Annotated in this window: 8 protein-coding genes, 2 tRNA genes and 1 pseudogene; 5 read left to right on the top strand and 6 right to left on the bottom strand. The window is 67.7% G+C overall.

All coding sequences use genetic code 11. From position 1 onward, the window contains the following. Positions 1 to 119 precede the first annotated feature (119 nt). Together J7J08_RS02340 and J7J08_RS02335 are read right to left on the bottom strand one after the other, a co-directional pair. Positions 120 to 1,532 (bottom strand): ATP-binding protein, encoded by a 1,413-nt coding sequence (locus J7J08_RS02340; RefSeq protein WP_214901134.1) that lies wholly within the window; start codon positions 1,530 to 1,532, stop codon positions 120 to 122. Then, a complete protein-coding gene (locus tag J7J08_RS02335) occupies positions 1,529 to 2,239 on the bottom strand; it encodes a response regulator transcription factor (RefSeq protein ID WP_214901591.1) in 711 nt (236 codons plus the stop codon). The genes J7J08_RS02340 and J7J08_RS02335 overlap by 4 nt, the downstream gene beginning before the upstream one ends. 218 nt (positions 2,240 to 2,457) lie before the next feature. Between J7J08_RS02335 and J7J08_RS02330 the strand changes: the two genes are divergently transcribed. From J7J08_RS02330 to J7J08_RS02320, 3 genes and pseudogenes are all read left to right on the top strand, one after another. Further along, positions 2,458 to 3,696, top strand: a complete 1,239-nt coding sequence (locus J7J08_RS02330) for an efflux RND transporter periplasmic adaptor subunit (protein WP_343237688.1) — start codon at positions 2,458 to 2,460, stop codon at positions 3,694 to 3,696. Further along, complete coding sequence (locus tag J7J08_RS02325) at positions 3,693 to 5,663, top strand: MacB family efflux pump subunit (protein ID WP_214901131.1); 1,971 nt, start codon at positions 3,693 to 3,695, stop codon at positions 5,661 to 5,663. Before J7J08_RS02330 ends, J7J08_RS02325 begins: the two co-directional genes overlap by 4 nt. Further along, positions 5,660 to 7,081 (top strand): annotated as a pseudogene (locus tag J7J08_RS02320) (TolC family protein); the annotation flags it as partial. The gene J7J08_RS02325 and the pseudogene J7J08_RS02320, both read left to right, overlap by 4 nt. Before the next feature lie 113 nt (positions 7,082 to 7,194). Here the strand turns inward: J7J08_RS02320 and rlmB are convergent. The 3 genes from rlmB to rnr form a co-directional block, all read right to left on the bottom strand. Beyond that, the gene (gene rlmB, locus J7J08_RS02315; protein WP_214901129.1) at positions 7,195 to 7,938 is read right to left on the bottom strand and encodes a 23S rRNA (guanosine(2251)-2'-O)-methyltransferase RlmB; all 744 of its coding nucleotides are present in this window, start codon (positions 7,936 to 7,938) and stop codon (positions 7,195 to 7,197) included. A gap of 119 nt (positions 7,939 to 8,057) precedes the next feature. Then, positions 8,058 to 8,531 carry a GFA family protein gene (locus tag J7J08_RS02310; RefSeq protein ID WP_214901127.1) on the bottom strand — a complete coding sequence of 158 codons (474 nt, stop codon included), beginning with the start codon at positions 8,529 to 8,531 and terminating at the stop codon, positions 8,058 to 8,060. A 13-nt stretch (positions 8,532 to 8,544) separates the two neighbouring features. Further along, positions 8,545 to 11,010 (bottom strand): ribonuclease R, encoded by a 2,466-nt coding sequence (rnr, locus tag J7J08_RS02305; RefSeq protein WP_214901125.1) that lies wholly within the window; start codon positions 11,008 to 11,010, stop codon positions 8,545 to 8,547. A gap of 128 nt (positions 11,011 to 11,138) precedes the next feature. Here rnr and J7J08_RS02300 point away from each other — a divergent pair. Continuing rightward, a tRNA-Leu gene (locus J7J08_RS02300) sits at positions 11,139 to 11,225 on the top strand. A 44-nt stretch (positions 11,226 to 11,269) separates the two neighbouring features. Here J7J08_RS02300 and J7J08_RS02295 read toward each other — a convergent pair. Continuing rightward, on the bottom strand, positions 11,270 to 11,953 hold the full coding sequence (locus tag J7J08_RS02295) for a glutathione S-transferase family protein (protein ID WP_214901123.1): 684 nt from the start codon (positions 11,951 to 11,953) through the stop codon (positions 11,270 to 11,272). Positions 11,954 to 12,052: 99 nt separating this feature from the next. Between J7J08_RS02295 and J7J08_RS02290 the strand changes: the two genes are divergently transcribed. Further along, positions 12,053 to 12,139: transfer RNA gene (locus J7J08_RS02290), tRNA-Leu, on the top strand. Positions 12,140 to 12,269 lie beyond the last annotated feature (130 nt).

Here is a 12,269-nt window from a genome sequence, read left to right as displayed (position 1 = left end):
CCGTAGGGATCCGGCGGGGAGCTGGAAGGGAAGCCGGCCAGTTCGGGCGCACTCATGCGGCAAAGACTGGCGGGGGATGCCCATAGTAGGCAAATCCACGCCGGTTTGCCTCTGCACGCTCAGCTGGCGCGGTTGGCCGGTGGGCGCGGCGGCGCCGGCCAGTGCACGATCGCCTCCAGCCCGCCCTGTGGATGGTTGCGCAGGTGCAGGGTGGCACCGTCCTTTTCGGCAAGCGCGCGGGCGATGGTCAGGCCCAGCCCTGCCCCGCCGGTGGCGCGCGAGCGCGAGGTTTCCAGGCGCACGAAGGGGTCGAACACGGTTTCCAGTTCGTCTTCGGCCAGGCCCGGGCCGCTGTCGCGCACCCGCACCAGCACCCCCTCCCCGCCCTGCTCGACCCGCACCTGGGCGGTGCCGCCGTAGCTGATCGCGTTGTCAACCAGGTTCGAGAACAGCCGGTGCATCGCCAGCGGGCGCAGCATCAGCACCGCGCCGCTGGCCTGGTCGAAACGGGCGTCGGCGCCGGCCTCGACCGCGTCTTCGACGATGCTCTCCAGCAGCGAATCCAGGTCCAGCGCGGCTCGTGGCTCGGCGCTCTCGGCGCTGCGCGCCAGCTCCAGGCCCTCGCGGATCAGCGCCTGCATCGCCCCCAGGTCGCCAACGAGGCGTTCGCGCAGGGCCTCGTCACTGACATTCTCCAGCCGCAGGCGCAGCCGCGTCACCGGCGTCTGCAGGTCATGGGTGATCGCCGCCAGCATCTGGGTGCGCTCGCCCAGGGTGCGTTGCAGGCGCTTCTGCATGGCATTGAAGGCCTCGGCGGCGCGGCGTACTTCCAGCGGCCCGGTCACCGGCAACGGCGCCCGCTGCAGGTCGTCGCCCAGCTCGGCGGCGGCCGAGGCCAACCGCTGCAGCGGCGCGCTGGCCATGCGCGCCACCACGTAGGCAAGCGCACCGATGGCCAGCACCAGCAGGGTCAGGAACAGCGGGTCGACGGCCAGGATGCCGTTATGGGCAATGGCCGGCGATTCCAGCGCCAGTGACAGCACCTTGCCGTCGCTGAGCGGCACCTGCACGGCACGGCACTTGGGCGGAATGAAGGTCGGGTCGCGTTCGTGCGGAGGCCGGCGCCGCTGCTGCGGCGGGGGCGGTGGCGGCAGCAGTTCCTGGGCTTTGGGCAGGCACGAACGGAACGAGGTGAAATGCACGGTGGCGTGCGCCACCGGACCCTGGCGGTCGTCGAGCACGCCCATCATGGCCGAATCCTCGCGGCCCAGCCGTGCGCCTTCAGGCAGGCTGCGCACTGCCGGCCCACCCACCGTCAGCAGCCGGTCGCGCAGCTCGGGATCGCCATCGAGCATGTTGACGAAGCCCTGCAGGCGATCGGCGATGCGGTTGAGGTTCTGCCGCTCGAATTCCTGCTGGCGCTTGGCGCTGGCCAGCATGGTCGCACCGATGGCGGCCACGCTCATGCCCAGCAGCAGGATCACGAACAGGCGCCCGACCATCGAGGCGAAGAAGCGGCGCAGGCGCATCATTCCAGCGTGACCGCCGTGGCCAGCACGTAGCCTTCATTGCGCACGGTCTTGATCAGGCCATCGCTGCCGCCGTCATCGGCCAGCTTGTTGCGCAGCCGGCTGACCTGCAGGTCGATCGCGCGGTCCTGCGATTCGTAGCTGCGCCCACTGCTCAGCGACACCAGTTGTTCGCGCGAGAGCACCTTGTTGGCGTGGCCGACGAACACCCGCAGCAACCGGAACTCGGCCCCGGACAGCACCACCACGCGGCCATCCGGGTCCACCAGGTGGCGGTGCTCGAGGTCGAAGACCCAGTGCGAGAATCGGGCGCGACGAATCGCCAGCGGTTCCAGGTTGGCCGGCAGCGCTTCGGTCCGGCGCAGCACATTGCGGATGCGCGCCAGCAGCTCGCGCGGTTCGAACGGCTTGCCCAGGTAATCGTCGGCGCCCATCTCCAGGCCCAGCACGCGGTCGATCGGTTCGCTGCGTGCGGTGAGCATGATCACCGGCGTGCTCGACCGTGCGCGCAGGTCGCGGCACAGGGTCAGGCCATCCTCGCGCGGCAGGTTGAGGTCGAGCACGATCAGGTCCACGTGCTCGCGCTCCAGCACCTGGCGCATGCCCTGGCCATCGCTGGCGGTACTGACCTGGTAGCCGGCGCGGCCGAGCTGTTCGGCCAGCAGCTGGCGGATGTCGTTGTCGTCATCGACGATCAGCAGGCGTTGCATCGTAGTGGTGATCTCCATGCGGCGATGATCCCCTGTCGGGAGCTGAACCGCATCCTCTGGTTTGCGTACGCATGTTTCAGGCACCGCGCACGATACAGATGGACACGCAGAATCGTGGCGCGGTTACGTGGTGTTACACGGCGAGCGTTGAGCCCACCCCAAGCGCTCTTCACAATGCTGACAACGCCGCACGCCGGCCTGTCGAGTTGACGATCATCGTGAAGTCCCGCCTGCCTACCACCCGCCGCGGCCGCGTGCTGCTTGTGATCGCCCTGGCCGTGCTGGTCGCCGGCATTGTCGCATGGAGCCTGCGCAAGCCGAGCGCCCCCACCCTCGCCACCAGCCCGGTCACCCGCGGCGACCTGGAGCAGACGGTGGAAGCCACCGGGGTGATCGATGCCTACAAACTGGTCAGCGTTGGCGCACAGGCCTCGGGCCAGATCAAGTCGCTGAAGGTGCAGCTGGGCGATACCGTAAAGCAGGGCGACCTGATCGCCGAGATCGACGCCACCACCCAGCGCAATGCCGTGCTCAACGCGCAGGCGTCACTGGACCAGGTCATTGCCCAGCGCGCGGTGCAGCAGGCCACCCTGCGCCAGGCCGAACTGGAGTTCGCGCGCCAGCAGGAAATGCTGGCCGCCGAGGCGACATCGCGCGCCGAATTCGACACCGCCGAGGCCGCGCTCAAGACCGCCCGTGCGCAGGTCAAGGCCTACGACGCGCAGATCCAGGGCCGCCAGACCGAGCTGGGCACGGCCAATGCCAACCTGGCCTACACCCGGATCACCGCGCCGATGGACGGCACCGTGGTCGCGGTGGTCGCCGAAGAAGGCCGCACCGTCAACGCCAACCAGACCGCACCCACCATCGTAATGCTGGCGCGGCTGGACCTGGTGACGGTGAATGCCGAAGTGTCCGAAGCCGACGTGGTCAAGATCAAGGCCGGCATGCCGGTGTACTTCACCACACTGGGCGACCCGGATCGCAAGTACCACGCCACCCTGCGCCAGATCAACCCGGCGCCGTCGTCGATCGCCAGCGACAGCGCCAGCAGTTCCAGTTCGTCCAGCTCCAGCTCCAGTTCGGCGGTGTACTACAACGCGCTGTTCGACGTGGAAAATCCGGACGGCACGCTGCGCATCGACATGACCGCGCAGGTCTCGGTGATGCTCAAGCAGGCCAAGGGCGTACTGATCATTCCGTCGGTGGCGCTGGGCCCAAAGGCACGCGATGGCCAGTACCTCGTGCGCGTGGCCGATGCCGATGGCATGCCGCAGCCGCGCAAGGTCAGGATCGGCATCAACACCGGCTCCAGCGTGGAAGTGCTGTCGGGCCTGCAGGAAGGCGAGAAGGTGGTGGTCGGCGAAGGCAGCGCCACCCCGGCCGCCACCGGCAGCGGCAACCGTGGCGGTGCGCAGATGCGCATGGGCGGCCAGGGCATGGGGCCGCGTCGATGAAGACCGCCAACACGGGCACGCCGCTGCTGCGGCTGCGCGACCTGCGCCGCGAATTCCCGGCCGGCGACGAGACCATCGCAGTTCTGCGCGACGTCAACCTGGACATCGCCGCCGGTGAGATGGTGGCCATCGTCGGCCAGTCAGGCTCGGGCAAGTCAACGCTGATGAACATCCTCGGCTGCCTGGACCGCCCCAGCCGCGGCAGCTACCAGGTGGCCGGCCGCGAGACCGGCAGCATGCTGCCCGACGAGCTGGCCGAACTGCGCCGCGAGCATTTCGGCTTCATCTTCCAGCGCTACCACCTGCTCGGTGACCTGGACGCACGCGGCAACGTGGAAGTGCCCTCGGTATACGCCGGCAGCCCGGCACCGGTGCGCAGCGCGCGCGCCGAACAGCTGCTGCAGCGGCTGGGCCTGGGCGACCGCATGCGGCACAAGCCGGGCCAGCTGTCCGGTGGCCAGCAGCAGCGGGTGTCGATCGCGCGGGCGTTGATGAACGGTGGCGAGGTGATCCTGGCCGACGAGCCGACCGGGGCGCTGGATACAAAGTCCGGCGAGGAAGTCATGGGCATCCTCGGCGAACTGCATGCCGAAGGCCACACCATCATCATCGTCACCCACGACATGTCGGTGGCCGAACACGCCCAGCGCATCATCGAGATCCGCGACGGCGAGATCATCGCCGACCGCGTCAACGCCAAGGCACCGAGCTACCGTGCCCAGCGCACCCCGACCGTGGCCGCCGCCAAGGGCCACAGCTGGCGCGCCGCACGCGACCGCTTCACCGAAGCCTTCCGGATGGCGCTGCTGGCAATGAACGCGCACCGCCTGCGCACGTTCCTGACCATGCTGGGCATCATCATCGGCATCGCCTCGGTGGTGTCGGTGGTGGCGATGGGCAATGGTTCGCAGCAGCAGATCCTGCAGAACATCAGCGCGCTGGGCACCAACACCATCGACGTCTACCCCGGCCGCGGTTTCGGTGACATGCGCTCGGCGCGGGTGCAGACGCTCAAGGCCACCGATGCCGACGCGCTGTCGCGGCAGAGCTACATCGACAGCGTCACCCCCAGCGTGTCCTCGTCGGCTACCGCGCGCTATCGCAACCAGTCGGCCACCGCCCAGGTCAGCGGCGTGGGCGAACAGTTCTTCCGGGTCAAGGGCGTGACCCTGAGCGCCGGCAACTTCTTCGATGCCGATGCGGTGAAGGGGCTGGCACAGGTAGCGGTGATCGATGAGAACACCCGCAGCCAGTTCTTCCCCAATGGCGCCGACCCGGTCGGCCAGGTGATCCTGCTCGGCAACGTGCCGGTCCGCGTGATCGGCGTGGCCCAGCGCCAGAGCATGGGCTTTGGCAGCAGCACCAGCCTGTCGATCTGGGTGCCTTACACCACCGTGATGTCGCGCATGCTGGGCCAGAGCTACGTGTCCAGCATCACCGTGCGGGTGGACGATGGCACCCCGATGGATGCGGCGCAGGCTGCCATCTCCAAGCTGCTGATCATGCGCCACGGCACCGAGGATTTCTTCCTCAGCAACAGCGCCGAGATCCGCGACACCATCGAGCAGACCACGCGCACGATGACCCTGCTGATCAGTGCCATCGCCGCCATCGCACTGCTGGTGGGCGGGATCGGGGTGATGAACATCATGCTGGTGTCGGTCACCGAGCGCACCCGCGAGATCGGCGTGCGCATGGCGGTGGGCGCGCGGCAGAGCGACATCCGCCAGCAGTTCCTGATCGAAGCGGTGCTGGTCTGCCTGCTCGGCGGCCTGCTCGGCGTGGGCCTGTCGCTGGTGGTGGGCTGGGTGTTCGACACCTTCGCCCCCGATTTCAAGATGCTGTTCTCCACTGCCTCGATCGTGGCCGCGTTCGCGTGCTCGAGCCTGATCGGCGTGGCGTTCGGCTTCCTTCCGGCACGCAATGCGGCCCAACTCGATCCCGTGGAGGCGCTGGCGCGCGAATGAAGATTCCAACCCTGTTCCCGTTTGTTCCGGCCGTGCGCCCGTTGGCGCTGGCCTGCGGCACCGCCCTGCTGCTGTCGGCCTGCGTCAGCACCGGCCAGTACAAGGTCGACCCGCCCAGCGTACCGGCCGTGTATGGTCGTGGCGACGCGCAGCGCAACGCGCCGACCGAGGCTTCCTACGCACCGTCTACGCTGCGCACCGATGTACGCGACGACGCCTGGTGGACCGGCTTCGGCGACCCTCGGCTGGACCGGGTGATCGCGCGCGCCCTGCAGGCCAACACCGACCTGGCCTCGGCCGGGCTGGCCGTGCAGCGGGCACGGCTGCAGGCCGGGTTGAGCGACAACGCGCTGTGGCCGCAGCCGTCAGGCAGTATCAGCAGCAGCGGCAACCGCGCCGTTGACCAGAGCGCCGACTGGAACCGGAGCAGCTCGGCCGGTGTGTCGCTGCAGTGGGAGGTCGACCTGTGGGGCCGCCTGCGCGCACAGCGCGACATCGCCCAGTGGGAAGCCCAGGCCAGCGAGGAAGACCTGCAGAACACCGCATTGCTGGTGATCGGCGACGTGGCCACCCAGTATTGGACGCTGGCGTACCTCAACCAGTCGATTGCCGCGGGCGACGCGAATCTCGCGCGCCTGCAGCGCACCCAGGAACTGGTGCAGGCCCGCTTCACTGCCGGTGCCGTATCGCGGCTGGAAGTACGCCAGGCCACCCAGCAACTGGAAGCACAGCGCGCCGCGCAGAGCGCGCTGGAGCAGCAGCGCGTGGCCAGCCGCAACGCGTTGACCGTGCTGCTCGATGGCCAGCCGTGGCCGCAGGCCGATGAACCGCAGGCGCTGGATATCGCCGGCAGCCCGGCCATCGCCGAAGGCCTGCCCGCCGACCTGCTCGGCCGGCGCCCGGACCTGCGTGCAGCCGAACTGCGCCTGCGCAACAGCCTGAAGAACATCAAGGTCACCGCCACGAGCTATTACCCGGCGTTGAGCCTGACCGGTGGCGTCAGCAGTGGCGCGACCACGCTGTCGGATGTGCTGAAAAACCCGGTGGCATCACTGGGCGCGGGGCTGTCGCTGCCGTTCCTCAACATCCGCCAGGCGCAGCTGGATACGCAGATCGCCGGCACCGATTACCAGATCGCGGCGAACACGTTCCGGCGCACGCTGTACACGGCGCTGTCGGAGGTGGACAACGCGCTGTCGGCCCGCACCCAGTTCGCCACGCAGGTGGCGGCCTCGCAGGCGTCGTATGACGAAGCGGTGGAAATCGAACGCATGTACGAAGTGCGCTACCGCGTCGGCGCCACCGACCTGCGCACCTGGCTGGAAGCACAGCAGACCCGCCGCGATGCCGAGCTGTCGCTGGCGTCGGTGAAGCAGAAGCAGCTGGTCAACGATGTGACGTTGTTCAAGGCATTGGGGGAAGCGCCAACGCGTCGTAGGTGCGTTGGCGCGGGTAACGCCGGCCGTTGGCCGGCCCTCATGAACGTTGGTCAGCACCGCGTAGGCCGGCCAACGGCCGGCGCTACCGCCTGTCAGCCGCGCTGGCGGACGGCTTCAAACAGCGCGACGCCTGCCGCCACCGAAACGTTCAGGCTCTCGATGTCGCCCGGCATCGGGATCTTGACCAGGCCGTCGCAGTTTTCGCGGGTCAGGCGGCGCATGCCGTCGGCTTCGCCGCCCAGCACCAGCGCCACGTTGCCCTTCAGGTCGATCGAGTACAGCGAATCGGTGGCTTCACCAGCCAGCCCGTAGATCCACACGCCCTGCTTCTGCAGGTCCTTCAGGCAGCGCGACAGGTTGGTCACCGCTACCACCGGAATGCGATCGGCGGCGCCGGCCGAGGTCTTGCGCACGGTGGCATTGACCGTGGCCGACTTGTCCTTGGGAATGATCACCGCGGTGGCACCGGCAGCCGCGGCACTGCGCAGGCAGGCACCCAGGTTGTGCGGGTCCTGAACCTCGTCCAGGATCAACAGCAGGGCCTTGCCCTCGGCGGCCTCGACCAGGCCCTCCAGCTCGTTCTCACCCCAGGTGCGCGCCGCCTGGTAGCGGGCGGCCACGCCCTGGTGGCGCACCGAACCGCCCACGCCGTCCAGCGCCTGGGTGTTGACCTTGCGGACGTCAATGCCCTTACGGCGTGCGTTTTCCTCGATTTCGGTCAGCCGCGGGTTCTTCGCGCTCGCCTCGATGAGCACTTCGCGGACGTTCTCGGCATCGTTCTCGATCGAGGAGGCGACGGCGTTGACGCCGACGATCCACTGGCTTTGCTTGCTCATTGCGGGGGCGGGACCGGTACAGGGGGTGGTAATGGTAGAGCATCGGCGGCGGCCCTGCCCGCCGTGGGGGGCAGCCGGGCGGAGCCCGGCGTCGGGAGGCAGCCGGGCAGAGCCCGGCTCTACCGGCTGGGCCAGCGCGCGGTATCGCGGTCCGGATGCTGGTGGGAGACCAGGCTGCGCAGGCGCTCGGCGTCGGGGTCGTCTTCCTGCAGGATCACGTCCAGCGCGCCCAACTGGTCCACGAACGGCAGCTTGGACTCGGTGCCGTACTGCAGGGTCGGCGGCAGCCGCTCAGGCTGGTCGAACGCGCCGGCCGCCACCGCCATGCCGTCCTCACCTTCGTAGGTCAGCGGGGTGCCGCAGTCGGCGCAGAACCCACGGCGGAAGTGATTGGAAGACTGGAACCGGCGCGGCTCGCCCCGGGTCCATTGGAAATCGGCGCCGCGCACCGATACCAGCGGCGCGTAGTAGGCGCCGAAGGCCTTCTGGCACATCCGGCAGTGGCAGACCGAGCGGTCCGGCAAAGCGCCGCGGACATGGAAGCGGATCGCGCCGCATTGGCAGCCGCCGGAGAATTCAGGAACCGGGTTCATGGGTCGCCTCCCCTCAATATTTCTGCTTCTGCCGCTTGGCCGGCTGCCCGCGCGGCGGCAGGGCCTGTTCTTCGTCTTCTTTCTCTTGGACCAGGCGGAAATCGATCTTGCGCTCTTCCATGCTGGCCTTGAGCACCAGGATCCGCACCCGATCACCCAGGCGGTAGCTGGTGCCACGGCGCTCGCCGCTCAGCGTCTTGCGAGTCGCGTCGAACTGGTAATAGTCGTGCGGCAGCTGGGTGACATGGACCAGGCCGTTGACCTTGGAGTCGTCCAGTTCCACGAACAGCCCGAAGCTGGTCACGCCGCTGATCACGCCGTCGAACTGGCCACCCACATGCTTTTCCATCCACGCCGCGCGGTAGCGCTCGTCCACTTCGCGCTCGGCCTCGTCGGCACGACGCTCGCGTTCGGAACACTGCAACGCCAGCGCGGCCATTTCGCGCTGGGAATAGGTGAACTTCTCCAGCGGCTTGCCGCTCAGCCCGTGCTTGATGGCACGGTGCACCAGCAGGTCGGGATACCGGCGGATCGGCGAGGTGAAATGCGCGTACGCATCCAGCGCCAGGCCGAAATGACCCTGGTTGTCCGGCCCGTACACCGCCAGGCTCTGGCTGCGCAGCAGCACCGATTCGATCAACGCCGAATCCGGACGCTCCCGCACCTTCTTCAGCAGCTTGGTGTAATCGCCCGGTTGCACCTTCGACCACGGCGGCAGGCTGAGCTTGAACTCCTTCAGGAATTCCAGCAGGTCCTCGAACTTCGATTCCGGCGGCTTGGCGTGGTCGCGGAACGGCGCCGGCACGCCCTTGTGCAGCAGGTAACGTGCAGCCTGCACGTTGGCTGCGATCATGCATTCCTCGATCAGCTTGTGCGCATCGTTGCGCACCAGCATGCCGGCCTGGGTGACCTCGCCGGTATTGTCGAGCACGAAGCGCACTTCGGAGGATTCGAACTCGATCGCACCCCGGCGGGTGCGCGCCTTGGCCAGTACCTTGTACAGCTGGTGCAGGCGTTCGACCTGCGGCAACAGCGCACCGATGGCGTTGCGCGCGGCCGGGTCGTTCTCGCCCACTGCCTGCCACACCTGGGTGTAGGTCAGGCGCGCATGCGAATTCATCACCGCCTCGTAGAAGCGCGAATGGATCACTTCGCCCTCGCGGTTGACCTGCATGTCGCAGACGAAGCACATGCGGTCGACCTTGGGCATCAGCGAGCAGATGCCGTTGGACAGCGTCTCCGGCAGCATCGGCACCACGAAGCCCGGGAAGTACACCGAGGTGGCGCGCTTCTGGGCTTCATCGTCCAGCGGCGTGCCGGGACGGACGTAGTTGGAGACGTCGGCGATGGCCACCACCAGGCGGAAGCCTTCGGCGTTGGGTTCGCAGTAGACGGCGTCGTCGAAGTCCTTGGCGTCTTCACCGTCGATGGTGACCAGCGGCGTGCTGCGCAGGTCGACACGGTCGCCGACCATCGTCGGCTCCACCTGCATCGGGACCGATGCGGCTTCGTCCAGCACGGCCTGCGGGAATTCAAACGGCAGCTCATGGCCGTGGATCGCCGTTTCCACGATCAGCGAGGCGGTGAGCTTGTCGCCCAGCACCGCGATGATGCGACCGATCGGCGGGCGGCGGGTATCCGGGGCCTGGGTCAGTTCGCACACCACCAGCTGCCCATCGCGGGCATCGCCGGTCTGGTCCGGCGGAACCTGCACGTTGCGCTGGATGCGCTTGTCGTCGGGCACCACGTAATTGATGCCGAACTCGACGCTGAAACGCCCGATCAGGCGGGTCATGCCGCGCTCGAGCACCCGCGCGATGCTGCCTTCGCGGCGGCCACGGCGGTCGATGCCGGTCACGTTGGCCAGCACGCGGTCGCCGTGCATCACCTTGCGCATTTCATATGGGGGCAGGAACAGGTCGTCGCCGCCGCCGTCCACCGGGCGCAGGAAGCCGAACCCTTCCGGGTTGGCAATCACCACGCCGGTGATCAGGTTGGTGGCCTGCACCGGGGCGAAGCCGCCGCGGCGGTTCTGCACCAGCTGGCCATCGCGCACCATGGCGCCCAGGCGCTTGCCCAGCGCATCGGCGCGGTCCGGCTCGGTCAGGCCGAGCTGGATACCGATTTCCTCGGCGGTCTGCGGGCCATCGCAACGGTCCAGCAGTTGCAGGATCGCCTCGCGGCTGGCGATCGGCTGGGCATAGCGTTCAGCTTCACGCGCGGCAAAGGGGTCTTCCACGCTGCCAACCGCCGCGCTCGGGCGGGGGTTGCGACGGGTGGGAATCGGCGGGCCGTCCGGCTGCGGGCCGGATCGTTTGCCGCCACGGGGCGGCACGGGGGTGCTCATCGACTCGGGCATCCAGGGCGGCAGCTTGCCGGACTTGGCAGCAGCGCGGGGCTTGCCCGACGGACCGGCAGCCTGCTTGGGCGCCGGGGATTTGGGGGCTTTCGCGCCCCGGGTCGGTTTCTTTGATTTCATCGACCCCCATGGTACCGCGTGCAGGTGTGCAGAATCGGTCATCACCGCAGCCCATGCAGGATTGTGAAGAAATTTAACAAAAGCGTTGACAACCCTCGCGGACTTGCCCAGAATTCGCCCCCTGAGTCGCCCAGGTGGCGGAATTGGTAGACGCACTAGCTTCAGGTGCTAGCGGGGGCAACTTCGTGGAGGTTCGAGTCCTCTCCTGGGCACCACGACTCGGTACATGATCAAACCCGCGCAAGCGGGTTTTTTCGTTTCAGGCCTCGGGCAGGTAAAACCGGGCCGACAACCCCGCCCGTCCCGGGAAATACTTGAACCACGGCCGCGCCGCGTCCACGACGGCCGCCACCGCCGGATGCGCCATCAACCGCGCGACGTAAGCGAGCAGGTGGACGTCCTTTTCCGGAATCGGCACATAAGCCACCGCATAGAACAGCGCGGGCGCCGCCGCACAATCGGCCATGCTGAATCCCTCGCCTGCCAGCCACGTCCGGTCCTCCAACTGGCGGTTCATCGCTGCGTAGCTGTTCAACAGCTGTGACCGGGCCGCCTCTGCAGCATCACCACTGCGCCCGCTTTCGGGCTTGAGCAGTTCGGCGGTCAGCGCCTGCATCGGCGTCATGACATAGAAGTCGGAGAACCGGTCCCAGAACCGCACGGCCAGCGCCGCATCGGCATCGGTCGGAATCAGGCGCGGGCCTCCGGCCAGGTGCTGCTGCAGGTACTCGATGATGATGCTGGTCTCGGCCACCGCCCGGCCCTGGTCGACCAGCACCGGCATTTTCTCGGCCGGCGACAGGGCCTGGAGCATCTCCCGCTCGGCCGGGTCGCCGAGGTTGAGCAGGCGCTCGTCAAGGGCGACGCCAAGCACACGGGCGGCGATCAGCACCTTCTGGCAGCACGACGACAGCGGGTGGGCGTGCAGGATCGGCAGAGCCATGGAAACTCCAGACAGTCGGTGTGGGGCGAGTATGCCAATCGGCGCTTCAGCATGCATTGACAGCCCCCGGAGGGTTCCGCATAATTCGCCTCCTGAGTCGCCCAGGTGGCGGAATTGGTAGACGCACTAGCTTCAGGTGCTAGCGGGGGCAACTTCGTGGAGGTTCGAGTCCTCTTCTGGGCACCACGACTCGGTAAATGATCAAACCCGCGCAAGCGGGTTTTTTCGTTTCTGCCGGCGAACAAATTTTCTTCGACATCCGGTTGACACATTCACGGTTCTCCCGCAGAATTCTCCTCCTGAGTCGCCCAGGTGG

Origin of the sequence: Stenotrophomonas sp. ISL-67, assembly GCF_018612915.1 — a bacterium.
Taxonomy (GTDB): domain Bacteria; phylum Pseudomonadota; class Gammaproteobacteria; order Xanthomonadales; family Xanthomonadaceae; genus Stenotrophomonas.
Note: the sequence above shows the minus strand (reverse complement) of the source record. Positions and strands in the feature narration are given on the sequence as shown.